The organism is Vibrio jasicida 090810c, from assembly GCF_002887615.1.
In the GTDB taxonomy this organism is placed as follows: domain Bacteria; phylum Pseudomonadota; class Gammaproteobacteria; order Enterobacterales; family Vibrionaceae; genus Vibrio; species Vibrio jasicida.
In genome coordinates this window covers 717987-743866 of sequence record NZ_CP025792.1, presented here as the reverse complement: position 1 = coordinate 743866, position 25880 = coordinate 717987, and the positions used below count along the sequence as shown (strand labels likewise).

20 protein-coding genes are annotated in these 25880 nt (G+C 44.7%); 7 read left to right on the top strand and 13 right to left on the bottom strand.

The features are described 5' to 3' along the window. Nucleotides 1-9: 9 nt before the first annotated feature. Nucleotides 10-834 carry a DUF2797 domain-containing protein gene (locus C1S73_RS03555; RefSeq protein ID WP_038868686.1) on the bottom strand — a complete coding sequence of 275 codons (825 nt, stop codon included), beginning with the start codon at nucleotides 832-834 and terminating at the stop codon, nucleotides 10-12. 340 nt (nucleotides 835-1174) lie between these two features. Here C1S73_RS03555 and C1S73_RS03550 point away from each other — a divergent pair, with 340 nt between their 5' ends. Beyond that, nucleotides 1175-2518, top strand: coding sequence for a GGDEF domain-containing protein (locus C1S73_RS03550; RefSeq protein WP_038868684.1), 1344 nt, complete (start codon nucleotides 1175-1177; stop codon nucleotides 2516-2518). Between the two features lie 158 nt (nucleotides 2519-2676). Here the strand turns inward: C1S73_RS03550 and C1S73_RS03545 are convergent, their stop codons facing one another. The 3 genes from C1S73_RS03545 to C1S73_RS03535 form a co-directional block, all read right to left on the bottom strand. Next, nucleotides 2677-4047 (bottom strand): SLC13 family permease, encoded by a 1371-nt coding sequence (locus C1S73_RS03545; protein WP_005443284.1) that lies wholly within the window; start codon nucleotides 4045-4047, stop codon nucleotides 2677-2679. 245 nt (nucleotides 4048-4292) lie between these two features. Next, nucleotides 4293-5039, bottom strand: coding sequence for a SanA/YdcF family protein (locus tag C1S73_RS03540; protein WP_038868683.1), 747 nt, complete (start codon nucleotides 5037-5039; stop codon nucleotides 4293-4295). Between the two features lie 166 nt (nucleotides 5040-5205). Continuing rightward, a complete protein-coding gene (locus C1S73_RS03535; protein ID WP_038868682.1) occupies nucleotides 5206-6894 on the bottom strand; it encodes an NAD-dependent malic enzyme in 1689 nt (562 codons plus the stop codon). 237 nt (nucleotides 6895-7131) lie between these two features. On the opposite strand from C1S73_RS03535, the gene C1S73_RS03530 reads away from it, so the two are divergent. The 3 genes from C1S73_RS03530 (at nucleotide 7132) to C1S73_RS03520 (ending at nucleotide 10969) form a co-directional block, all read left to right on the top strand. Beyond that, complete coding sequence (locus tag C1S73_RS03530; protein WP_038868680.1) at nucleotides 7132-9486, top strand: helicase-related protein; 2355 nt, start codon at nucleotides 7132-7134, stop codon at nucleotides 9484-9486. A 111-nt stretch (nucleotides 9487-9597) separates the two neighbouring features. Next, nucleotides 9598-10356, top strand: coding sequence for a phospholipase A (locus tag C1S73_RS03525; protein WP_038868679.1), 759 nt, complete (start codon nucleotides 9598-9600; stop codon nucleotides 10354-10356). A 235-nt stretch (nucleotides 10357-10591) separates the two neighbouring features. Next, nucleotides 10592-10969 (top strand): hypothetical protein, encoded by a 378-nt coding sequence (locus C1S73_RS03520; protein ID WP_038868678.1) that lies wholly within the window; start codon nucleotides 10592-10594, stop codon nucleotides 10967-10969. A 148-nt stretch (nucleotides 10970-11117) separates the two neighbouring features. Here C1S73_RS03520 and C1S73_RS03515 read toward each other — a convergent pair whose 3' ends face one another. The 8 genes from C1S73_RS03515 to C1S73_RS03480 all read right to left on the bottom strand — a co-directional run bounded on the left by C1S73_RS03515 (nucleotide 11118) and on the right by C1S73_RS03480 (nucleotide 17598). Then, the gene (locus tag C1S73_RS03515) at nucleotides 11118-12221 is read right to left on the bottom strand and encodes a phosphoribosylaminoimidazolesuccinocarboxamide synthase (protein ID WP_038868677.1); all 1104 of its coding nucleotides are present in this window, start codon (nucleotides 12219-12221) and stop codon (nucleotides 11118-11120) included. Nucleotides 12222-12425: 204 nt separating this feature from the next. Then, entirely contained in the window at nucleotides 12426-12818 is a 393-nt protein-coding gene (locus tag C1S73_RS03510) for a SulA-like leucine-rich domain-containing protein (RefSeq protein WP_038868675.1), read from the bottom strand. Between the two features lie 458 nt (nucleotides 12819-13276). Next, nucleotides 13277-13564, bottom strand: a complete 288-nt coding sequence (locus C1S73_RS03505) for a hypothetical protein (protein WP_038868673.1) — start codon at nucleotides 13562-13564, stop codon at nucleotides 13277-13279. Nucleotides 13565-13830: 266 nt separating this feature from the next. Further along, nucleotides 13831-14016: a hypothetical protein gene (locus C1S73_RS03500; RefSeq protein ID WP_038868672.1), complete on the bottom strand. Its 186-nt coding sequence runs from the start codon at nucleotides 14014-14016 to the stop codon at nucleotides 13831-13833. A gap of 178 nt (nucleotides 14017-14194) precedes the next feature. Next, entirely contained in the window at nucleotides 14195-15175 is a 981-nt protein-coding gene (locus C1S73_RS03495; protein ID WP_038868671.1) for a J domain-containing protein, read from the bottom strand. Between the two features lie 76 nt (nucleotides 15176-15251). After that, nucleotides 15252-15920 carry a YiaD family glycine zipper/OmpA-like lipoprotein gene (locus C1S73_RS03490; protein ID WP_038868670.1) on the bottom strand — a complete coding sequence of 223 codons (669 nt, stop codon included), beginning with the start codon at nucleotides 15918-15920 and terminating at the stop codon, nucleotides 15252-15254. Between the two features lie 156 nt (nucleotides 15921-16076). Then, on the bottom strand, nucleotides 16077-16772 hold the full coding sequence (locus C1S73_RS03485) for a DUF2786 domain-containing protein (RefSeq protein ID WP_038868669.1): 696 nt from the start codon (nucleotides 16770-16772) through the stop codon (nucleotides 16077-16079). Between the two features lie 142 nt (nucleotides 16773-16914). Then, nucleotides 16915-17598, bottom strand: a complete 684-nt coding sequence (locus C1S73_RS03480) for a DUF3334 family protein (RefSeq protein WP_038868668.1) — start codon at nucleotides 17596-17598, stop codon at nucleotides 16915-16917. A 259-nt stretch (nucleotides 17599-17857) separates the two neighbouring features. On the opposite strand from C1S73_RS03480, the gene ydiJ reads away from it, so the two are divergent. Both ydiJ and C1S73_RS03470 read left to right on the top strand, forming a co-directional pair. After that, nucleotides 17858-20893 carry a D-2-hydroxyglutarate dehydrogenase YdiJ gene (ydiJ, locus tag C1S73_RS03475; RefSeq protein WP_038868667.1) on the top strand — a complete coding sequence of 1012 codons (3036 nt, stop codon included), beginning with the start codon at nucleotides 17858-17860 and terminating at the stop codon, nucleotides 20891-20893. Between the two features lie 92 nt (nucleotides 20894-20985). Next, on the top strand, nucleotides 20986-21447 hold the full coding sequence (locus C1S73_RS03470; RefSeq protein ID WP_038868666.1) for a methyltransferase family protein: 462 nt from the start codon (nucleotides 20986-20988) through the stop codon (nucleotides 21445-21447). A 124-nt stretch (nucleotides 21448-21571) separates the two neighbouring features. Here C1S73_RS03470 and C1S73_RS03465 read toward each other — a convergent pair whose 3' ends face one another. After that, the gene (locus C1S73_RS03465) at nucleotides 21572-22297 is read right to left on the bottom strand and encodes a DUF3581 domain-containing protein (protein ID WP_038868665.1); all 726 of its coding nucleotides are present in this window, start codon (nucleotides 22295-22297) and stop codon (nucleotides 21572-21574) included. A gap of 925 nt (nucleotides 22298-23222) precedes the next feature. Between C1S73_RS03465 and C1S73_RS03460 the strand changes: the two genes are divergently transcribed. Beyond that, a complete protein-coding gene (locus C1S73_RS03460; protein WP_038868664.1) occupies nucleotides 23223-25865 on the top strand; it encodes a hypothetical protein in 2643 nt (880 codons plus the stop codon). Nucleotides 25866-25880: the final 15 nt, after the last annotated feature.

The following is a 25880-nucleotide window of genomic DNA, read 5'->3' as shown; positions in this document are numbered from 1 at the left end:
GCCGAGAGCTTATTCGCTCACTTCAACTTCATAAGAGGTGAACTTACGCACGTTGATCACGCCAGTATCGAAGATCAGGTATTGGCCTTTAATACCTTGCAATGTACCTGTAACAACTGGGTTTTTATCGAAGTTGTGCGAGGTGATTTTAGTCGGATGCTGCTGAACTGGGTAGCTTAGAGAAGTGATGTTTTCGCTCAACACTTCAATTGCGTCATCGCCATACTGCTGTTTAATCTCAGCGATTTTGTCTTCCACTAATGGCAGTAGTTCTGCAAAGCGATCTTGCAGTTCAATTGGGTCGCCATCGCCTTTCAGCAGCGTTCGCCAGTTTGTCTTATCAGCAATGTGTTTCGCTAATTCGATTTCAATCAAGCCAGAAATATGACGAGTTTTTACTTTGAAGATAGGCAGACCTTGTGTCGCACCTTGGTCTATCCAACGGGTTGGAATTTGGGTATGACGCGTGATGCCCACTTTCAAACTTGACGTGTTAGATAGGTAAACGAAGTGGTCCACCATGCAGTTCTCTTCACCCCATTGCGGCTCGCGACAGGTGCCTTGTTCGTAGTGACAAGTTTCTGGCTTCATGATGCACATGTCGCAACTCGCCAACTTCTTCATACATACAAAGCAGTGGCCTTGAGAGTAGCTCTTCTTGGTTTTCTTACCGCAAGAACAACAGTAGATGTTGCCAGTGTGAGTTAGAGTGAGGGGTTTACCAAGAAATGGGCTCAAATCCACTTCTTCGTCACCCACAGGCAGACGGTAGCTTACTGCACCATCCAGATAAGCACGCATTTTGTTTAGCGTGCCTGTAGCGATTATTGACATGACATTACTCATTATTGTGTTTTTGCACAGTATATACCGAACCGACGTTCAGAGGCAGGAGAAAGCTAATACCTGTTAGTTTTCGCTTTCTGTTTGATGGCTTTTTGAACACTAGACAAAGTCAGCGTGTGAAGTCTTTCGCAAATCTCGCTTGGTGAGAATATTCCTACAATCTTGAAGCGGGTTCACAATTACTTTGTGTGTACTATGTATTGAAATTAAGAATGTGAGTTTTAAATCACTTTTTAACTTGATAAATAACTTTGTTTGAAAAACGAAAAATCTTTCAGTACATTGCACGATATAAACAGAACAGTTGTCAGTAAATAGGCCAGTCGCCATGAAATGGATACATAAATTAATTTTTGCGTTGTCGATATGCACCATCAGTTTGGTGGCGTTATACAGTTTGCTTGGTGATACTCGTAAGCTAGAAGTTACACCGGATCAATTTAATATTCATGTTACAAGTGATGCGATTGCTGGTGGTTTGAGTGAATCTGATATTACTTATCAAAACCACAGTTTGGTTCTGAACTGTGACCTAAAGGAAAGCAAATACGCGTGGCCTTACTGCGGCATCTCCGTTTACACCGATGTGAAGCAAGCGACCAAAGGTTTGGATCTTTCCAGTTACCATACCGTTCGTCTAAAAATTCGTTATGAAATGGCTGGAGAGGGTCAAAACCCAAGCAAAAACTTGCGCCTGTACTTGCGTAACTTCAATTCGGCCTACTCAGACCCGAATGATGAATACACCATCAAATACAATGGCATGCAGTTTTCTCCTTCAGACTTTAGTGAAGTTATTGAGATCCCGATTGAAAACCTTCAGGTGATGACGTGGTGGTTGAATGATAACGACGTTGCGATTGAGCACTCTGCGCCTGAGTTTGCCAACATTACTCGCATTGATCTGGCAACCGGAGCAGGGGCGGCACTCGGTAAACATAAGATCGTTATCGACAAGATTGAGTTTGAAGGCGCATATGTAGAACAGTCGACACTGTTGTTCGCTTTGTTGTTCTCATGGATGGCGCTGGGTTTAGCATTCTCACTACAAGAAATGCGCAAAAATAAAATCGCATACAACAAAGCACGGAAACGCCACCGCCATTTAGAGAAGGTGAATTCGACGCTTCGTACACAAAATTATGAGTTTGCGGAACTGGCACATCGTGATGCCTTAACTGGAGCGATGAATCGACATGCAGTCCAAAACTGGCTTGAGCAACAAGCTCGTCAAGTTCGCTGGGGTCACGATTCGTTTTCGATTCTCTATATGGACTTAGACAAGTTTAAACGCGTGAATGATAAATACGGACATCAAATGGGGGACGATATTTTACGCGAGTTTGTTATGGTGATTGCGAGTTCCATTCAAACTGATGACCGACTGGTACGTTGGGGTGGTGAAGAGTTTGTTGTGTTCTGTCCAAACACCAATATCGAGCAAGCCGTACAGAAAGCTGAGATTGTGCGTCGGAATGTAGAAAAGCATCTCTGGGTCCATGGTGAGCCGTTAACGTGCAGTATCGGTGTTGCACAAATGCAGAATGAGCGTGTTTCAGAAACGATGGCTCGTGCGGATGAAGTGTTATATATGGCGAAGCGTAATGGCCGAAATCGAATTGAAGTCAATTACGGTATGCAAAAACAACCACAAACAGAGACGCTGGGCTAAAAGAAAAAAGGTGGTCGACTGACCACCAAAAGGGAAACTGCTGAACATGACTAGGGGGAGTAGTTAGGTATTCAATTTGATTACCGAGAACAGCAGTTGTAGTGCTAGTTTTGATAAGAGCTGCGTTTGGGCGCCGCTCTTTTTTATTTGAGCAATGTTTACCAGAACAACCAAGCGAATAGAGTTAGCGCGCCGATACATGCAACGTTTAACACCATACCGATTCGCATCATCTCTTTCTGTTTGATATGACCCGTCGCAAATACAATCGCGTTAGGTGGCGTTGCTACTGGCAGCATGAAGGCACAAGATGCTGCTACAGCAATCAGTGCTGATAGAATGACTGGCGATAGACCAAGCGCTTCTGCAATGGTGGCAAATACTGGCACTAATAGCGCCGCACTCGCGGTGTTACTTGCAAACTCGGTTAGGAAAACAACAAACGCAACCACAGATAAAATCGTGAGTAGGACACCAGCTTGCTCAAGGAAACCAGCTAGACCGTTAGCCAAGAAGACACTTGTGCCTGTTGCTTTTAGTACGTTACTTAGACAGATACCGCCACCAAACAGGATCAAAACACCCCAGTCAGTTGTCTTTTCAATGTCTTTCCACTCTACTGCGCGAGATGCACCAAGTAATAGAATTGCACCAATTGCTACGAGGGTATCGAACTTCGCAAAACCGCCAAGCATCGCGTTGATTGGTTTGCTGAAAATCCAGAATGTCACTGTTAATAGGAAAATCGCTAAGGTGATCTTCTTGCCGTTTGTCCATTCAACAGGCTGGTGGTCAAGTTCGAACGTGTGGCTTAAATCTGGCTTTGTCATGGTGTATAGCACCAAGATCGCGATAGGCATCAGAATCAAAGAAATTGGTAAACCCAGCTCCATCCACTCTGTAAAGTTCAAACCGACTTCTGCGGCTGCGATAGCATTCGGTGGGCTACCTACTAGCGTTGCGATGCCGCCAATCGACGCACTGTAGGCGATACCAAGTAGCACGAACAGGTAAGTGCTGTGACTCTTCTTCGCGTCTAGTTTGCTCATAACACCTAGAACCAATGGCAACATCATCGCTGTCGTTGCGGTGTTCGAGATCCACATTGATAGGCCAGCGCTTACACCAAACAACATGAAGACCGCGACAGACATCTTACCGCGCGCAATCAGCAATACTTTGTCGGCTATCGCTTGATCGAGCTTTTGTTTGTGAAGCGCGGCAGCCAATGCGAAACCACCCAAGAACAAGAAAATGATCGAGTTAGAGAAGTTGTTTAGCGCTGCTTGGGTATTGAATACGCCCAAGAATACCGCGAGTAGCGGGATTAGCAGGGCAGTGATGCTTACGTGAATAGCTTCCGTTAACCAAAGTACGGCAACGAAAATCAAAATACATAAGCCGGTTACGACTTGAGGCTCAAAGGGTAGGGTGTTGAACAAAATAGCAAACAGTAAGACATTGGACGTCAATATCATGCTGTTGCGAGTGAAGAACCAGTTCTTCAGTGTCACAGCGAGTGCGGTCATGGTTGTGCTCCTTTTGCATTGCCTTAGTGTTGGTTTTTTATGGCAAAGTAACTGACTTGTAGTTATTTATTGATTAAATGTTACTTCGGATGCTAAAGGGTGTTTTGCCTGAATCGACGGCAGAATAAGAAAGTGTGAGGTTGGGAATTGGAAATGGGTAGAAAGCTACCCATTTGCTTTTAATGAATTGTTATCGGTGTGTAATGCAGAGCGAGAATGTTGAAAGCAGCAACACTTTGGTCGACTTAATGAACCGGAATGTTACGTTCGTTTTCGATGATTTCTTGTTTTTCTTCCACCGTATCTTCCACCGCAACAATTGGCTCTTGAGGACCAAGGAAGCGCGGTTGCGTATTCATGATGTACAAGTCCAAAAACGCTTTCACACGTGCCATAAGTTCACGCGTTCGCATGTTGATCTTCTGCTTGCTTGCCGTTGGTCCAGCTACGGCCAAACACTGCGCATCAATATTGTAAGCGTCAGCAATAAACAGCGCTCGTTCACAATGGAAGCGTTGAGTGACAATCAAGAAGCGCTCAGAGGCGAATATCTTTTTAGCACGAACGATGGAATCTAACGTTCGAAAGCCTGCGTAATCCAAATGAATGACTTCTTCCGGTACACCAGCGCGCAGCAGATCGCGCTTCATTGTCCAAGGTTCATTGTAAGAACGGTGCGCGTTATCCCCACTAAGTAGAAACTGCTTCACCTTACCTTGTTTGTATAGGTCGATGGCGGCATTGATGCGGTGGGTATAGTAAGTATTGAGTACCTTACCGATGTATTTACTGGTGCCGAGAACAACTGCGACCTCGTGCTTTGGCACTTGTTCGTAGTCGGTAAAGATTTCTTCTTGAGCTTGAAGCACGACCCATCGGTCAATCGCAATGATGGTGACGAAAAGACCGAGTAAAGAGATCGACAAAACCAAAGCCAGACGCTTCCATGAGAACTTGAGCTTCCACTTTGACTTTATGCGAGAAAACAGCAAAACGTTCGATGTCCTTATTTCAATGTGTATCCCTCATCATATCTGATAGAAATGAAAAGAGAGAAGCCCATTTATGCCAAAATATGGTTAGGATGAGAAAAAAAAGCATAAAAAACAAAAGCCCCCGCACTGCGAGGGCTAATAATTGTACAAAACGTCTTAAAGCTTAGAATGCTGTGCGTTTGTAACGACGGTAAACCGGTTGCCAGAAGGCTTGGTCAATCGCGTCATTTAGCGCTTCATCAGTGATTTCTAGCGCGACACCTTGCTCAATCGCTTTCTTCGCAACAGCGAATGCAATCTTCTTCGATACCAAGTGAATTTCTTCTAGTGGTGGAAGCAAAGCACCGTTGCCGTTGATCGCTAATGGTGAGCATGTTGCCAATGCGCGGCTTGATTCCATCAACATTTCGTCCGTTACGCGCTTCGCATTTACTGCAAGCACACCCAAACCAATACCAGGGAAGATGTAGCTGTTGTTACATTGCGCGATAGGGTAAGTGTTGCCTTCATGCACCACTGGCTCAAATGGGCTACCTGTTGCAACTAACGCTTCACCGTTTGTCCAACGAATGATGTCATTTGGTGTTGCTTCTACGCGGCTTGTTGGGTTCGAAAGCGGGAACACAATCGGACGCGCGCAGTGCTTGTGCATCTCTTTGATCACTTCTTCACTGAAGAGACCAGGGGCACCAGACACACCAATTAGCACGGTTGGCTTCGCATTGTGCATCACATCAAGAAGTGAGAAACCATTTCCTTCATTTTCCCACTTCTTCGTGTTTTCGAACTTCTGAACCAAGCGCTGTTGGAAATCAAGAAGGTTAGGCATGCCTTCTTGTAACAGACCCCAACGGTCAACCATGTAAACTTGCGAACGTGCTTTCTTATCAGAGATTCCTTCCGATACCATTTGCGCGATGATCGCTTCAGCAATACCACAACCAGCAGAACCAGCACCCAAGAAAGTAATGCGCTGATCAGACAGTTTAGTGCCTGCCGCTTTACATGCCGCCAGTAGAGAGCCTACTGTAACTGCCGCCGTACCTTGAATGTCATCGTTGAAACAACAAATGCGATCTTTGTAGCGCTCTAGAAGTGGCATTGCGTTTTTCTGTGCAAAGTCTTCGAACTGGATCAGGGCATCTGGCCAACGGCGTTGTACTGCTTGGATAAACTCTTCAACAAACGCATCGTAATCAGGGCCAGTGATACGAGGATGACGCCAACCCATGTACATTGGGTCTGCAAGACGTTGCGGGTTGTTAGTACCCACATCAAGTACGATTGGTAGTGTGTAAGCCGGGCTGATACCACCACACGCTGTGTACAGAGAAAGCTTACCGATTGGAATACCCATGCCGCCGATACCTTGGTCACCCAAGCCCAAGATACGTTCGCCATCAGTTACTACGATTACTTTAACGTTGTGGTTTGCTGCGTTGTTTAGCAGGTCATCGATACGGTCACGGTTCGGGTAAGAGATGAACAGGCCACGGCCACGACGGTAGATGTTTGAGAAGTTCTCACACGCTGCACCAACGGTTGGTGTGTAGATGATCGGCATCATCTCAGAAATGTGGTTTTGAACTAGGCGGTAGAATAACGTTTCGTTCGTGTCTTGGATGTTGCGCAGGTAAATGTGCTTGTCCATGTCACTTTCAAAGCTTTTGTACTGTTGGTACGCACGCTCTACTTGCTCTTGGATGGTTTCAGTCGTCTCTGGTAGAAGACCTTCCAAGTTGAATGAACTACGTTCTTCTCCGGAGAACGCACTGCCCTTGTTCAAAAGAGGGGTCGCTAAAAGAGCCGGACCCGCATATGGGATATAGAGTGGGCGCTTGTCGTTGTTCATTGGGTGCCTTAAATGTAGGGTTGAAGGATGCGTGCAAAATTCTAACGGGTTCACTATTTAGTTGTAAACATTCGTTGATGCACATCAACGTAATGTCGCAAAAAAATCCAATTCCCGACGAAAATATCGTCACTGAAACATTAATACTGTCATTAAATGGCCAGAAACGATTCCTAAAGCAGGAATTTCTCACTCAGGTATAATGCCTCGCAATCCATTATCACGTTCTTATCTTTTATGTCTCAATTACCTATCGATAGCTTACAAGCGGAATTTGACCAACTCGTGAATCACCATCATTTGGTGGTTGAGGCCGAAACTGGCTCAGGTAAATCCACGCGATTGCCACTTTGGGCTGCCAATCACGGTCGAGTATTGGTGATTGAGCCACGCCGAATCGCTTGTACCTCGTTAGCTGAATTTCTTGCCGAGCAATCTGGTCAACCTCTAGGTAAACAGATTGGTTACGCGATAAAGCTTCACGCACACTATGATGAAAAGACTAAAGTCGTGTTCGTGACGCCCGGTGTTGCGCTGCGTTGGTTCGCGGAAGACAAACTGGCTAGCTTCGATATCGTGATGGTGGACGAATTTCATGAACGCCGCTGGGACATTGATCTCCTTACCGCGATTTTAAAGCAAGAAAAACAGCACCGTCTGATTGTCACATCAGCCACTTTAGAAGGCGAAAAGCTAGCGAACTACTTGGATGCCAAGCGCCTACGATCAGAAGGTCGTTGTTTTCCTGTCACCTTGACTCATCGCTCAATGGACAGTCGTTACTTGCCGAACAAGAAAGGTTGTGAGAATGATGTTGTGCGCACAGTAAAAGAAGCACTCGAAGACGAAGAGGGCGATATTCTCGTTTTCTTACCGGGTCGAAAAGAGATCACTCAATGTGCGCAAATGCTGCAAAGTATTGATGATGTGATGGTCGTGAAGCTGCATGCATCGGTGAGTGATGAAGAGCGCTATCGTGCGTTGACGGTACAAAAGCAACGTAAAGTGGTGTTGGCAACCAACGTTGCAGAAACCTCTCTGACCATTCCAAACATCCGCGTGGTCATCGATAGTGGTTTGGAACGCAGAACCTTACAACGAAATGGACGAACAGCTCTGACGTTAAGTAACATTTCCAAAGCCAGCGCGGCGCAGCGAATGGGTCGAGCAGGCCGTGTTGCTGAAGGGGCGTGTATTCGCTTGTTTGGTGAGCATGCACCGTTGGAGCTGGTGACGCCGCCTGAATTGCATCGTGAAGAACTCGTAGAACCAATGCTCGCTGCGGCTTGTTGTGGATACAGACTTTCCGAACTTTCCTTCCTCGATTCTGTACCTGAAAAGTCACTTAACTCAGCACTCCAAACCCTGCAGAGGATGGCAGCGATAGACGAGCAAGGTGACATCACCGAGCACGGTAAAAAAGTGTACCCTCTACCAATTGATGCCTTATTTGCAGACTTAGTGACTCGTATCCAAACCAAATCAGAACGAGAAGCGATGATCGATTTAGCGGCAGCGCTTTCTGTGCCCGCTCAGTTGTATCAATTGCAAGGTGGTGAGTCAGCCGAAGCATTAGCGCAAGAAGAGCCATTTGGCTGCGATGCCTCGTTGATGATTCGCTTGGTGCGAGGGGAACAACTTCCCGGCATTAATCTTGATGCAAGCGTGCTTGAAGAAGCGCAAGGGTTAGCAAAGCAAATGCGAGAAGTGTTTGAATTGCCTGATCTTGAAGTCGCATCGCGATACAAACGCGAAGAGTTGACCAAAGCCATTGCTACGTTGCATCCAGAACTTGTATTTGTTCGCCGAGAACGACGTCGTGACGCGCTAGGCAATGGTTTGTTGGAAATGATGGTTGGGCGCAATAGCCGTTTCCCCGAAAAAAGTGAGGCAGCTTTGGTGCTAGGTAGCCACAGTGTACCCGGAAGAGGCGTAAAACAGACGCTCAATCTTGCCTCCGTAATGCTACCTGTGTCCCTCAATCTGCTGCGCGAATTAGAGCTTGGTGAGTGGCAACAGGGCGAAACCAATTATGAGGAAGAAGCCCCACGAGCGACCATGCATTTGGTCTATGCAGGACGAACCATTTGTACGGAATATCAAGCGCTTGAAGGCGAAGTTGCCGTCCAATCTATCGTTGAGATGATTGAAGACGAAACGCTATTGCCCGGTTTTGCTCCATTGAGAAAACAGCAAATTCAGCACTGGAAGATCTATAACGCGCTTGGGTTAAATCCTGAGCCTATTGAAAAAACGGAACTCAACGGTTTGTCTTTCGTTACTTGGTTAGTCGAACAACTGGAAACGCTTGGTGTAGAAAGTGTGGAAGATATCGAGCTGTTTGCAGCCGATGACATCCCGTTCGAGGGCATCCCTGAGTGGGAATACGATGACTTTGTTGAACGCTATCCACTTAAACTTGTACTTGCAGAGCTAAAACTGGATGTTGAGTATTTTGTATCACGCAAGCTCGTGCAGGTTATCTACGCCGAAGGAGGTCGAAAAGGGGATCCTAAACGCTGGGAGTTGCCACGTTGGTCTGGTTGGAAAGTGCAATACAAGAAAGCCAGCAGAGTATTAGATGTGAAGTAACACAATCCGGAACAGTATTTGCTTGACCTCGTTTCCCTTGAAGTTTATGGCCTGTTTTTAGGCGATAAGGAATGAATTTGCCGCTCTTGTTGAGCGGCGTGAAGGAAAACGATGAAGTATAAAGCAATTCCACTATTGTTATGCCCCGTATTGGCTTACGGAAAAAGTATTAATCACATCTCCACTTACGAAGATAACTATGTCCTCGGTACATACACCTCAGACATTAATCAAGATGCTTACAATGAACTCGGTTCTGAAATGGACTCATTACAGCATTTTGAAGTGAAGTTTCAAATCTCCGCTTCGATTCCATTTTATCGATTTAACTCTGGTACTGCGCTAATGGGTGCATACACACAAAAATCTCTCTGGCAACTTGCTAACTCTGACATATCTTCTCCGTTCAGAGAGACCAATTACAAACCTCAAGTATTTCTCGCGCACCAATCCAACATGTTTTTATTCAACCACTTAGAAGCGGGCTATAAGCATGAATCAAATGGTCAATCAAGTAAGCTTTCTCGCAGTTGGGATAGGTTATATATCGCCGCCGAACGTTTTTCAGGCCCTGTGGAATACGGTGCACACGCTTGGTGGGTAATCACCACTGAAAATGATGAAATGGAAGACTACTATGCGCCTTATGAACTTTGGGCAAAGGTCTACACTGGCGCTGGTGTGTTCAATACTCGAGGCTTTTACAACTTTGCTGATGATAAAGGTGGCATCGAGTTAGGTTATACCTTGTACTTTAACGACATCCTTGGTCTGTATGTTCAGGGATACCATGGTTATGGCGAAACGCTCATCGACTATGATCACTCTCAAACTCGCGTGGGGCTTGGTATTCGATTGGTGAATTTATAAAGGTCTTTTATTTGCTTGGTGTGCTTAGCAACGTTTTTAGTTAAGCGTTGAAAATATTAATCAATTGGATGCTTATATATGGCGAAGCTGTACATCATTTGTTACAAAGCTGGTTTTAATATTTCCTTTTGAGGTTAAATAAGGGCATAAAAGACCATTGTTTTATATCCTATTGCTATATCAAAGTAATTGAACGATATTTTGTATATCTCATTTCAGAGTGTCGAGGCATAGGATGGAGCAACAAGGAAAGACATGCATTGAATTCGACTACACCAGCTTCCTAGGGGCAACGGGAAGTAAGAAGTGGACCTTTCTGGAAGCGTTCGCCACCATCGCGCCCATTTTTGGCATGATGTGGAAACAGAACATCGCGGAATTGAGCCAACCAGAGGATCGCCTTTGGGACGCTGCATTAAAATCGATGTCTTCACGTCAGAGCGATGAATCCAATTTAGTGATGTTGGCAAAGCTTGCAAAACATGAAGGAATCCATGAATTACGTGTAGTTATGCCTTATTCGTTAGACTTAAAACAAATCGAGTACATTGAATCTAGAAGTAAACTAAAAGTAGATACCACAGAGCAAGATGTCCTTAATTTGAAGTTCTAACACTAAAGCTATACCTTCCCCCAATCAAAAAAGCGATCGAGTATTCGGTCGCTTTTTTATTACCTGTTGTAAACCTGAGAACCAATGCTGTGTTTTAGCTTAGCTCCTTTTTGTATTCGTTTTTTACTCAGCGTTGAGCGAGTAAAGCTTAATCAATCAAACCGTATTCTTTGCTCAAGATTTCGATGATCTCTGCTTTCGGATTATTGCTCAACTTGATTGGCTGCCCTGTAATTTTTTCTGCGATGCCGATATACGTGCGAGAGATGTCCATCAAAGAATCTACTGGCAGATCGTTATCACGAGCAAGGGCGTCACGCTCGGGCATGCGCTCTTTGTTAAGCAGAATATCAGGATCAGGGAAGTGGTTTAATAAGAACTGACGGAAACCTTCTTTCGAGTTTTCAACGATGTTTCCGGCTTGGTATTCTTTTGTATCCCAAATACGTGACGAATCAGGCGTACCGACTTCATCCATGTAAATTAGCTTTTCGTTACCGGCAGCGTCGTGCACATAGCCAAATTCAAACTTAGTATCTACGAACGTTTGGTCAACGGCTTCAAGCGCATCGCTGATCACATTAAAGCCTTCTTTCAATAGCTTTTCGTATTGCGCAATGTCTTCTGCACTTGAGAAGTTGAAAGCTTCATAGTTCTCCACGATGTTTTGGCGAGTGATGTTCACGTCATCCGCTTCAGGAACGCCTGGAATACCTTTCAAGATACCTTTAGTTGAAGGTGTCATTAGTAATTCAGGTAGGGCTTTATCTTTCTCAAGACCTTCAGGAAGCTCAATACCACAGAATTCACGCTCGCCATTTGCGTAGGCACGCCACATAGAACCCGTGATGTACTTACGGCAGATTGCTTCAATCTTCACTGGCTTCGCTTTTTGTACGATCCAAACGAATGGGTGAGGGATGTCCAAGATATGACTATCAGCAAGGCCGTTGTCTTTGAACAATTTGAACCAGTGGTTAGAGATCGCGTTGAGTGCCGCGCCTTTACCCGGAACGCCTTTGAGTCCACCTTCGCCGTGCCAGATACAATCGAATGCAGAGATACGGTCACTGATCACCATGATGGCCAGTGGGGCATCAGTAGCGACATCGTATCCTTTTTCTTTGATCAGTCGTGCGCTGTCTTCTTCAGTTAACCAGTAAACAGAGCGAACTTTTCCGCTGTGAACAGGCTTGTGGGTGCGAATTGGCAGGTCGTCATTGACGGCAAGTACTTGATTAGCAAGGCTCATTGCGACATTCCTATCATCTTAATCAAACGTCATAAAGAGAAGATATCCAACGAAAAGAGCACGCTGAATAAATCGAATGAGGGCATCATACCAGAACTATTTTAACTCGCCAGAGAAAAAGCAAACGTTTGCCTTAATTTGTTAAAGCACAAAAAAAGCCTCCTTAAAAGGAGGCGAGATGCAGGATGGATAACGTCGATCTTGTTAGTGGTACTTGTTCACTCTGCCTTCGACGAAAAAGACTTCACACTGATAACGTTGAGCAATATCGCGAAGCATTGATTGATTCATTAACGCAATCTTGTTCGATGCGACGACAGCGCTAGCGTTACCAGACTGAATAGCTTTAATCACGATCTCCACTTCAGAGAGCTGTTGAGACGGCTTCATCTGAATGATGTTTTGACAGCGAATGTGGGAAGCAGCAAGTTGCTCAAAATCAGGACGAGGGCACTCGGCGGTAAACAGAATCCATTGCTGTTGTTGAGACAAGACTGCCAACTTAGAAAGAAGTTGGTCCGACACATCGATAGGTTGTGTTGCTTGTGCCAATACGTTGTAGCGAGAGTATGTATGAGATTGAGTTTGTAACTGCATCTTACTGTTCCTTTATACATGCTGTATGTCTATACAGTAGTTTGTTTTTGATGCCTGATCAACCGATTTTTATGAATTGAGTTGAAAAACTTTCCCTTACTTATGAGTTGGTTTTTATCTAAGTCATTGAAACTAATATATAAAATTCGGTTTTTGATATGTTTGATAAACATGGTGAAATGTGAGGTCACCTGCATTCCGGAGCTGTATATGCAGGTGGTTACTACTGTATATACAGTAATTTCGGCTTAGCTACACAGTGGTTTTAACTGGTTTATACAGTGCTTTTTCGTGATGGCACACAGTAGTGTTAGTGCTTTTGAGGAAGAAGAAAGGAAGAGAAAACAAGAAAGGCAGAGGCAGAACGTTCAAGAAAGCGCTTTGCTTTTACAGACAATGATAAAAAGCAGGCTGCGATTACGCAGCCTGAAAATACAAGGATCGATGTTTAATAATGGTTAGAATTCGGTTTTTGCACGTGCGATTTCTGTTTCAAATAGGCCGATGCTGCCAGCCCTTACAAGCTGAACCATAGTTTGAAACATAGTGCGAATTTGTTCGATGTTACCTGAATTGGCGCGGGAGCATAAACTGCCAAGTTCGGAGTTTGCTAATCGCAATAATCGGCTTCTGTTAGGGCCAGAGACTTTTCTTTTAATTGTATTTTTCAAAACCATCAACTCGCCAGTTGCAACGGCTTCAGGAGGCTGGCTAGCAATAATTGCTTCCGCTTCATCTGTGTACATATGGTCACCTGTTTTTTTGTTTGAGCGACAAAACTATACTCCAGATAAATCGAGGGTTTGACTCGGTAACTAGGAAAACAATCGTGTTCACTATGAAATAAGTGACATCGTTTTTAATTGGTTAATTAATAGGCTGAGAAGCACCAGAGGGATAGGGAATATGAATTCCTTCTAGAAAACCGCGATGAAATAAGTATTGAAGTGGGATCAAAAAAGCGCCTTACAAAAAGGCGCTCTTGAAAATCAGTTCCGTTGATTTGCTCTTGTTAGCTTGCTCGTTGTGTCATGCGTTCGCGCATTTGCATTTCGCCTTGGTTAAACAGGCGAACATCTATTTTTGCGATGTCGTAACAGGATTTGCATGAGCTATGGTACTTGCCGTCGACATAATCATGACGAGTTACAAAGCTAGGTTTTTTACACCAGTCACAGGTGCCTTCTTCAGTGAACATTGATTTTCTCCCCACCTACATAAATTTTGAGTCGTTAGGTGTTATTTTTCGCCCAACATTATGGCATACAAAAGATAGCCAGGTTAAATGTCTGTTAATTTGTTTGAGAGGGAGATCGATTGCGAGCCTTGATTTGTGAGGTTGAAAGGCTCGTAAGATAAAGGTGCGTGGCTTATTTTTACTCTTTTGTAACATTTTGTGAAATGGTTTTAAACGCCTGATTTAAACGCTTCATCTCTTCTTCCGAGCCTCTAGAATCAGGGTGATAGAGTTTAGATAATTGTCTGTAGCGCAACTTCACTGCTTTACTGTCTGGAATAGTTTGCGGGGTATAGCCAAACATCGCACAAGCGACGAGAAGTTTTTGGTTCTCAGATTGACCTTTTATCTTCTTAAACTCTTTAAATACTTTTTCGAGTTGGCGCTTAAGTTGTTTATTGGCAAATTGAAGTTCTTTCACTTGTGTCTCTAATTGCAGAGAGCGTGACACTTCATTTGCTGCAGTGGCTTTGGCCTTTTGTGTGTGCCTGCGGTAACCGAATGCACCGCCACCAAGAAGTAGAGCAAAGCCCAGAGCGCCAGAGGCATACCAAACGTTGAAGTTTTCAGCTCTCTTTGCTTGTTGAATTTCAATGGTCTCTTTCTGTTCTTCGTCAATGGCTTGCTTATCCAACTCTACAATTTCAGAAACTTGTTTGGCTCTGAGTTGATTGAAGCGATCTTCCAAAAACTGGTTATAGGCTTCTTCTGCCTGAGGGTTTTTAAGTGCAGACAATTGATACCAAGCTTCGACGAGATCGGAATTCGATACTTTTGCTTGATGGTGCTGGACAAAATCAGCCAACAAAAAGCCACGGTCGGTAGGATCGTTTAACGCAACAGAAGTGAACCAATAAATCGCTTGGGTGAAATCCGTGTTGCCAGTTAAACCACGAGCGTAATCTTCTGCTAATTGTTTTTGAGCAGGTAAGTAATCTTGATGTGCCGCTTGCTCTAGCCAATAACGTGCGTCAGTAGGTGATTCTGGATTGGGTTTCAAAACCAGTTGCTGCGCAAGCTCGAATTGGGCTTCAGGTTGTGTCGGGTTCTGAGAAGCAAATGCAGTGCTCGTAAGGCAGGCACTTAAAGCAAAGGTGAGGGCTGTGGTTCTGAAAGACATTGGGTATGTCAGGTCTAGCGAACGACGCTAGACCTGCTCCGGTAATCATTGTTATTACCGATATGGTGCAACCAAATTACTTCAGTGGCAAGATCTGGATTTCAACACGGCGGTTGCAAGCACGACCTTCAGAAGTTTGGTTAGAGCAAATTGGGTTTCGCTCGCCGTAGCCACGTGCAATTGCACGACCTGGTGCTACGTTTTGTGATACTAGGAACTGACGTACCGATTCTGCGCGACGCTCAGACAGTGTTTGGTTGTAAGAGTCACTACCAGTGCTGTCTGTGTAACCGTCGATCACGAGGCTTGTATCCGGGTATTCAACGAGGATACGAGCAACGCCACGTAGTGTGTTGTGGATGCTTGCGTCCAGTTGGTAAGAACTTGAAGAGAAACCAATACCGTTTTCCATGCGAAGTAGCAGCTGGTTTTCACCAACACGTTCTACTTGTACACCTGAATTCAATAGTGCGCGACGTAGCTCTGCTTCTTGTTGATCGAAGTAGTAGCCAACACCTGCGCCAGTAGCACCGCCAGCAGCCGCACCAATTAGAGCGTGTTTACGACGTTCTTTTGCGTCATCACCTGTTGCCAAACCGATAGCCGCACCAGCGATAGCACCGATCAGTGCACCTTGTGTGGTCGAGTTAGTCTCGTATTCACCTGTGGTTGCGTTTTGGCGTTGAGTTGCTTGACAGCCAGTAAGAGCTAGCACTAGCGCAAGTGCAATAGACATCTTTTTCAAGGGAAAATCTCCGTATAAGCTGAGGCGCAATTGCGCCTCATAATGGGATGCGAATTATGAATGAGTAGGTATTGATATTTGTTATGCGAACGTCAGATTGATAGAAGCTTTGTAAGCTTTTTCTTATAGTTGCTGATGTTATAACCGTTTGTGCAATTATTTAGACGGATTGTCTAACATCTTTCTCGCTTGTTCACCACCAACGCCACGGTTGACGGAAACCTTACGACCTTTTTTTAACCCAACTTCGTAATCTGCAGTTAGGTTTTTCATCGCTTCTCTGAGCTGTTGCTTGAACGTTTCGCGATCGATGTTTTTAAATTCTTTATCAATGTAATTATTGATTTTATTGGCTGACTCTTCATCTGGAGAGATAACAGGCAGTTTTTCCAACGCACCTTCAACCCAGCCAGAAACAAATGAGTTTACGCGGCGCGTTACTTCCATTGAAGAGGTCCCAGAACCGGCAAAACTATTGCGGAATTGTCCGGTGCTCTCGTTCATTTCACGGTAGATAATATCGAACGCAAAGGCCGCGAAAATAGCGCGGTCAGCCTCTCCGATAAATTCGACGCGTTTAAGCCCTTTGTGATTCAACAAGACGGCTTCAACACCAAATTTGGTATTGATACCACGAATCACGCGCAACAGCGTTGAACTGATGTTTGCTGGCAGCAGATGCGAAGATTGAGTTTTACCCATTTTGATAAACTCAATATCATCTTTATCCAAGCCATACTTAAGCATAAGGCGGTGCGCCATCTTGATAGCGTTTGCAGCCTCATTTACGTTGGCGGAGTTGCCCAGTTCTAAGCACTTGGCGATTTTTTTCAGAGCTTTTTGTTTATCCATCGACGACCAATAACGAGAACGGAAATTTAGGAAGTCGGATATATTACCTTTTTTCAGTCAAAAACGGAATAACGGGAGTAGGAGAAAGGCAGCGAGAAAAACAAAGCCCCTTTAATGACAGGGGCTTTGGTGGGAAGTTGAATTACAAACCGAGTTGGTCGAGTAGGTCATCGGCATCGCTTTTGGAACTAGCTGCTTCCGATGCTTTCTTGTCTTCCATACTTTTGCGAGTGGCTTCTAAAATATCATCTGGGCTTTCATCTTCTGCCACTTCAAACTCTTCGAGTTGGATAAATTCAGTTTTGTCCATCGCAAGCTCAAGGTAGAAGATGTTGTTATTCGCTGTTGAGAAGGTCACGCGGCGTGCTTGAGGTCGATCGAGGTTGGTATCAACTTGCAGAATCACTTGCTTATTGAGCGACAGCATTTTTGGTTGGTTCTGCGTAATATTGGTTTGTAGCTCTTTACGAATCTTGTTCGTGAAATCACCCACTAGTTGATTCATCAGTTCACCCAGTACATCACCGACTTCATCTGATGTGTGTGAGATCGCCAGTTCCTCTTCTGGCATGCCCATATTGCGCATGTAGTTGGTGTAGATCTCAAGTGCTGCTTTTGCGGTAAAGTTAATCACTACAAGACCTGTGAAGCCACCATCAAACAGTACAAAACAACCAAAATCCGGCTTGAGGCTGGTTTTATTGATCTTTTGTACCATTGCAGAGTAGTTAACTTGAGAAGAGGTTGCCGAAGTAAGAACGCCAGAAACCGACTGGCAAAGTTTTAGAAGGATATCTTCAGTGGTTACAACTTTATTTTTTTTCATCCTGAAAGCTCATATTGAAAGGCTATTTCCCCTTCAATGTAAGGCATCAAGCCTTAAAAAATAAAGCATAAGTTTAAATCTTGTATAGAGATTCTGATTTGAACGCCTTTTTAAATGTTGTAAAGTGACGTAATTCAAAGAAAACAACTTCATCCTCGTCTCGGTCTCAGTTTTATGGCTGCGGGTCGAAAATGCGTGGATGACTAAAAATTAGATAACCCGCAGCTGATTGGATCAGCGCAGTAGGGGCAGGAAGCAAATGTTACCAAGATTACACTCGCAAACGGATGTCGATCCTCTCGTTCTGAGTTTTTTCAAAGAACTCGAGCACTCCGGGTTTACTGGCGATATTGAAAGCCAGTACTCTAGTCGTCTCGCAGTAGCCACTGATAACAGTGTCTATCAGCAACTCCCTCAGGCCGTTGTACACCCCAAAACCACCCAAGATGTCTCGCTCATCGGTAAATTGAGCAACAAAGAGGAATATGAGCGTATTACGTTCTCTCCTCGTGGTGGCGGCACTGGCACTAACGGTCAGTCGTTAACCAAAGGCATTGTGGTTGATTTGTCTCGCCACATGAACAAAGTCTTAGAAGTGAACGAGCAAGAGGGATGGGTTCGCGTTCAAACGGGTGTCGTCAAAGACCAATTGAACGATGCCGTTCGTCCTTATGGTTATTTCTTCTCCCCAGATTTATCGACCAGTAATCGGGCAACGATTGGCGGTATGATCAATACCGATGCTTCCGGTCAAGGCTCGCTAAAATACGGTAAAACGTCTGATCACGTTCTTTCTCTTCAAGCTGTTTTTGCCGATGGTTCAATCTTAGAGTCTGACCTTTCTCACGGTTTGCCGACTGAAGGCGAATTTGCTGACACGGCAATGCGTGTAACGGAATCTGTGTGTCGTGACAAACGCCAGCAAATTAACGACAAGTTTCCTCCGCTAAACCGCTTCTTAACCGGCTATGACCTTAAAAACGCATTTGATGAAGAGGCAGACAGCTTCGATATCACTCGTGTTTTGTGTGGCGCTGAGGGCTCATTGGCGTTCATCACCGAAGCGAAGCTCAACCTAACCCGCATTCCTAAAGCGCGAACTCTGGTTAATGTCAAATACAACAGTTTTGATTCGGCTCTACGTAATGCGCCATTTATGGTGGAAGCAAAAGCGTTGTCCGTTGAGACCGTGGATTCAAAAGTTCTGAACTTGGCGAAGCAAGACATTGTTTGGCACACCGTCAGTGATTTGATTACTGACGTACCTGATAAAGAGATGCTTGGCATTAATATGGTTGAGTACGCTGGTCAGGATGAAGAAGAGGTTGCTTCTCAAGTCGCGTTTCTAACGGCCAAGCTCGATAGCATGCTAGAAACGGAAGAAGCGGGCATCATTGGCTACCAAGTATGCAGTGATGTGGCGAGTATCGGTCGTATCTACAACATGCGTAAAAAAGCCGTGGGTCTATTGGGTGCTGCGAAAGGGCGTGCGAAACCAGTCGCGTTTGCTGAGGACACTTGTGTTCCGCCAGAAAACTTAGCGGACTTTATCGTTGAGTTTCGCGAGTTGCTAGACGCAAAATCACTTAACTACGGCATGTTTGGCCACGTAGATGCTGGTGTTCTCCATGTTCGACCGGCATTGGATCTGTGCGATCCTCACCAAGAAGCTTTGATGCATGAAATCTCAGATGAAGTCGTTAAGTTGGTGGCAAAATTCGGAGGTTTAATGTGGGGCGAGCACGGTAAAGGTTTCCGCTCTGAGTATGGCCCTGAGTTCTTTGGTGAAGAACTCTTTACTGAATTGCGCCGTGTTAAAGCCGCGTTCGACCCTCATAACAAAATGAACCCAGGCAAAATCTGTACGCCGCTAAATAGCGATGCAGAGCTTGTCAAAGTCACCGATACCAAACGTGGTTACTTCGATCGCCAGATTGATGTTCAGGTACGTGATAGCTTCAAGCAAGCGATGGAGTGTAACGGTAACGGCTTGTGTTTTAACTACGACACCAGCTCGCCTATGTGTCCTTCAATGAAAGTCACTGCAGACCGTCGTCATTCGCCAAAAGGGCGTGCGGGTTTAGTTCGTGAATGGCTACGCCAACTAACAGAGCAAGGCATCGATATTCTCGATCTAGAAAAACAAACTCTGGAAAACAAAACGTCCATCAAAACCATGATTGACCGAGTCCGCCATTCGATTAATCGTCGTCACGAGTATGACTTCTCTCATGAAGTGTATGAAGCCATGAACGGCTGTTTAGCGTGTAAAGCGTGTGCTAGCCAATGTCCAATTAAAGTTGACGTACCGAGCTTCCGTTCTCGCTTTCTTAATATTTATCACTCACGTTACCAACGTCCAGTTAAAGACTATTTGGTATCGAACATTGAATCCATGCTGCCATTGATGGCAAAAGCGCCGAGTGTAGTAAATGGTGTGCTTAAGCAATCTTGGGTGCAAAGTTTGACTGCGTCGACAGTCGGATATGTTGATGCACCGCTGCTGTCTGTACCGACCTTGAAAGAGCGAGTAGAGACGTTAACTACAGCTTACGATCTGCAAGCGTTGAGTGGTTTGCCTTCTGAGGACAAGCAAAAGTATGTACTAATTGTACAAGACCCTTTTACCAGCTATTACGATGCTGAAGTAGTGGAAGACTTCATCAAGCTCGTCAGAAAGCTCGGTATGAATCCTGTGTTGTTACCGTTTAAACCAAATGGCAAAGCACAGCACATTAAGGGTTTCTTACGCCAATTCAAGAGCACCGCACAAGACACTGCAAAGTTCTTAGAAATGGTTGCGGATTTGGATATCCCTATGGTTGGTGTCGATCCTGCGCTGGTACTTTGTTATCGAGACGAATATGCCGAGGTATTGGGCAGTAAACGTGGTGATTTTGATGTGTTGACCGCTCATGAATGGCTCCACCCAAGATTAAGCGAGTTCCAGACATTAGAGTCGAAAGAGGAAGCACCTTGGTACTTGTTCGCGCATTGTACTGAGAAAACCAAAATGCCAAATGCTGAGAAGGAGTGGGGGGCTATTTTCGCTCACTTTGGGGCGATACTAAATACAGTACCCGTCGGGTGTTGTGGTATGGCGGGTACATTTGGTCATGAAGTGGATAAGCTAACCATGTCGCGGGATATCTTTGATCTGAGTTGGAAGCCTAATCTAGATAAGTTAGACAATGAAAGATGTCTCATCACTGGCTACTCATGTCGAAGCCAGGTCAAACGCTTTGACGGGGTAAAACCTAAGCATCCGGTTCAAGCTTTGCTAACCTTGGTATAAATAGCTTCGTAAGCCCAGTTTTACTGGGCTTTTTATCACTTATAACTCGCGTTCATTTTTGACACGCAGACGCTTTCATAAGGATATGAAAATTGAAAAAGCTTGAGCTTAAAGTGCCACCTGTCGCTTTGTTTTTGCTGATGGTGCTTCTGATGTACTGGCTGAAAGAAGCCATGCCAGAAATGAAAATTACTGTGCCGTTTGTTGAGTTTGTTACCGCTGGGCTAACTTTGATCGCGGGGGTTGTTGGTATTGCTGGTGTTTACGAGTTTCGAAAAGCTAAGACGACCGTTAACCCAGTTAAACCAGAAACTGCTTCGTTGGTGGTGGATACTGGTGTGTTCGCTTACACACGTAATCCAATGTACGTCGCGCTATTGCTTGTCATCATTGCGATTGGATTATGGTGGCAACACCTCAGTGTTATCTTATGTGGCGTATTGTTTGTTGCTTACATGAATCGCTTTCAAATTAAGCCAGAGGAGCGAGCATTAGAGCGATTGTTTGGTGAAGACTATTTAGATTATAAGAATCAAGTACGTCGCTGGATTTGATGACAGTAAAACAAACCGCAGATAAAAAGAAAAACACAGATAAAAAGAAAGCCCAGCAAAGTCGCTGGGCTTTCTTATGAATTTGGTTTTGAAATTGGTCGGCAGAGACTTTGTCTGTTAAGAACTAAGCTGCCTTAGCGAACTTTGCTAGAAAGGCGTCCTTACGCTCGTTGAAGCGTTGAACCAAATCGTCTACCGCATCTTGGTCGTATGGCTTAAGGCCACTTGCCACCATTCGCTTGATCCCTTTGCCTACCACTTCGCCGTCTTGTTTGAATGCAAAGTTTAGCGTTACCACACCGCGTTTACCTTCTACATCAAAAGTCGCGCCAGTAAAATCGACTTCCGGGTGAGTCAGATCGAGACGGTTAAATTCCACTTCCATGCTCTCGTAGATAACAAGAGGGCGCTGGCAGTTGATCATCATTTGTTTCTCTTCCATAAGAGGAACCATAATGTGTGGGAAGTTCATGCCAGAGAACTGAACGTAGTTTGTTACTACGTGTTCAATAAATGCAGCATCGCGGTTGGTTTCACCTTCGCGAGACATGTGTAGGTACTCTTTGCCTGCTTCATTGACGACCGCACTTTCTTTTTCACACTTATTTTCAATGTGAAGTGCAACGCCATCGCTTACCATTCCTGAGAAATCGAAACGCATTTTTTGGCTCACACCTTCTTTGCTCAGTAACACTGCAAAAAGCAGGTCTCCTGGAACACAAAAGCGTTTGTTGTCTTCATCATGAATAGGGTTGTAATCACCAGCTACGCGCTTGGCAAAGTGACTTGCTTGCTCGCGAGTAAATTGGAATTGGTGATTATTGTTTGAAAAATAAGGTGTTAGAAACATAATTTTTACGTAGTAACCGAAACTGTCAGGGATTATAGGCGAATATCTTCCTGCCAATGGTCCATCCAGTGGAAAGTTCACAGCATCTTAACAATGAGACGACAAGGGGGGTGAATAAAGCCACAGTCCACTCGTTCATCGTTGGCTTGGAAATACCTAGGAAAATAGGCGCTTTTATCAATAAATCATAGTTCAAATGTATCGTTTGAGGCTAAATATAGTTGGTGCAATGGCTTACTTCTCTTCATTTTGTGAGATATTGACTATTTATCATCGTAATTAATGAGTAATTGAAATATTAAATTGTTATAAAACAGCGTCTTAATAATAGTCATACCGAATAATATTGGCGTATTATTATTTGGCGTTTTGCACTATCTACATCCTCTTTTGTCCAAAAAGACACTATTGGTTCTCTTGTAACTAACAATCTCTGCCTAACCTGACCTAAAGATAATCAAACAGAAACAGTAATCTATATTGTTATTATTATCCGTGTTGGGAGCGTTCCCATAATTTGTCCTTATTAATTTTAATGTCTTACTTATCATTACCTTAAGTGGCGAATCACTTACAACAAGTTGAGATAAGGTGCATTGCCGCAACTGGGCTGCTGGTTTAATGTTTTGCGAAATTTTATAAAAACAATAAAAAATAGCGCCCTTGCAACCTTGATAGCCTCTTTCCTAACAGACTGTCATGTACGCAGGAGGTAATAAAACACAACAACAAAAGTTTGGCTGTCTATGAAATCAATGATCCCTCGGCATCAACCAAAGGCTTAGCTCTAAGTCTCTCTGCTCTCAACGTTTGCCCACGAGAGCACCTTAATTAAAAACGTTTAATTTCCGGTTGCGAATAAGTAACCCGGAGGCTTGCTGCTTCCTGCAAGAAGCGAATAACTTCTCAAACCAAGGATAATTATATGAAGTTACGAAAATTGGTATTGGCGTGTGCCATTGCTTCCCCCTGTGTTAGTGCTTTTGAAGTTTGTAATATTGGTGATGAATACAACGTACTGGATCGTGAGAGCTTCCACGATATACGTAAGTCAAATTACCGAAACTTCAGTGAAGACCTAACGCCACAAGATTTATTTTTGTCTGCGCCCGAACACCACGCAGACGCGCGACCTTCGCTTGCTGAGGCAGATGAAGTTTTCCCAGAAACTGCATCTCTACTTGAGGTCGGTCCTGCCAATGTTGCGGTTCTTGAATCCGAAGAAGCGGCGAGTTTGCTTGCGACAATCGGGCATTCGACGACAGGTTTTGCCAAGGGTGCGCTAGAAGCGTTAGGACCAGTAGGCGATACCATTGCCGTGGGGTTGTGGGCAAATGATGTGGCTCAAACCTTTGAAGATGAAACGAAAACGTCCTACGACCGCTTTGCTACGGTGATGAGCCTGATTGATTGGTTTGGCGTTCTCAAGCTACCTGAGCGAGAAATTGATCGTAAGATCCTAACGGCTCGTTGGAATCGAGTTGCCGCGGGTGATCATTATAGCTTTACCGTTCACGACGACATCGTCACTCAACAAGACAAAAAAGATAAGCAGCATTGGGCGGATCTTGCATCCGGTCAAAAGCGCATGCTTGAAGCGCTGGCAAAGGGTTATGCCTCTGATGTAGCGCTTAAATATCAGCAGCATTATCAAGAAGCGTTAAAAGCGCAAGCCGTGTTAGCAGAGACGTTGATTAACTCTGTCGAGAGCGAAGTTCAGAAAGCCATTTTTAATAAGCTCGCGTTAGAAGGCGCGGATGCCAAACTGTTTGCCTCTGATCTTGCTTCAACTTGCCGCACAGAGATTGATGCGTTGCTGGCTTTGTACCCAGAGCAGGAAGAAAACAACAACCGCCCAATGTATGTGCCATCGAAGCGAGAAGCTAATCGAGCACTAGCGCGCTTGCAGCATTGCCAACAAGACCATCTGGACTTGGCAGTGGCGGTGCTTGATGAACTTAGAAATGGGGAAGTGGAAGGCTTAGATCGTCAATCACTGCATCAACTTTACCGACAAGTTCTCAATTCGAAGATCAAAATCGTCGAGACCGCGAACGCCCAGCTTGATGTGCTTAGAGCCAAGTTAAAAGAAGAAATGTATGCAGAAGGCATGAATGCCATCGATCGTTTGTTTGATTCAGAAGCGGTTGCGAAAGCCCATCGCTATTTTAAAGACCAAGCGGATTATTTAGCAATAGATGAAATGTCTCGCAGTATTTTTGGGCGTCCAGCCACGGCGACTGAACGTCGTCAAAAGTACTTTGTTATTCAAGAAGGGTACGAGAAGTGTACTCGAATTGGGATACTTGGGGGGGACCCGAACTTCAGAGGGTGTACTGAGTACACGTGGATTCCTGCCGAGAAAGAGCATTATGACTCTGCAAAAGATGAAGTAATTTCGCAGATGGTGATGCCAAATCGCGATGCGATTAAGCGTGTCTTTACACAATCTATGGATGAACTGATCAACGAAGGTTGGAGCTCTCAACATGAAGAGGCTTGGCTTGAGCAGCAGATCCTAAGCTTTTCCGATAAGCAACGCATCATCAGAACTGCAGGAGCCGACAAAGCGCGAGTGATGCGTTGGATGTTTGATTCTAGTGCGGCACTGGAAGCCGAGTGTGGCGGTGGTAATGCTTGTGCCGCTTGGTCTCCTAGCTACCTAGCAAAAGAAAACCTATCTCGCGAATCGTCATTGCACCACATTGCTGATTGGCATGAAAGGAACAAAGACTCAGGGTATTACGTGCATTCAAAGCGCTTGGCAAAACTGGAGGATTTTATTAGCTCGGCACTAGAGAGTGAATGGCAGGCAACCCATGTTAACGGTTTTTATAGTTACCTATATCCGGGAAGCTTTGATCTCGATAAACATGCTCCTTTAATTGCGTCAGCGCTAAGGGCGTCCAACTTGAATACCAGCAATCTTGCGGCCGCATTACCGCTAGCGAAAAGCGTGGTAAAAAATCGTATTTTAGAAGCGATGAGTGTGGCTGACAGCAATGGTGAGGAATGGCTTGCTGCCCAGCTTGGCGACTTCCAGAGATACATTGGCATTATTCATGCGCAGAATATTTCTACAGGTCACTACGCATCAGGAGAAGTAGGGACGACCGCACTCCTATCTGAGCCACTACCTGCACATCTACTGCGCTATATGACGTTGGACGTTTATTACAACATCGACGACAGTGACTCTGCGTATTACCACCCAGCGAACAGTGGCGAAGACATGAGTTATGACGTGCGTCTACATGCATCGATCGATGATTTGTTTAACGCTGACTCTGAATTGGGTAGAAAGCTCGACCTGCTGGTTCAAGTTAATAATAACTTCACTAACCTACCGGGCAGAACTTGCATGATTATGTACCCGCAACTGAGAGACGCCTTGTTTAAGGTCTCCGGTGATGAATCAATGTATTGGTTAACGCCGTTTTCTGATTGGTTTGACAGTGTTACTCGCCAACAGCTAGAGCTGTTTAGTGCGATTCGATTCGGAGTCATCAAGCAGAATGAGCTAAATATCTCCTGTGATTTAAGCCCAAATAATCCTAGATATTGGTAATGGGAGGAACAGACT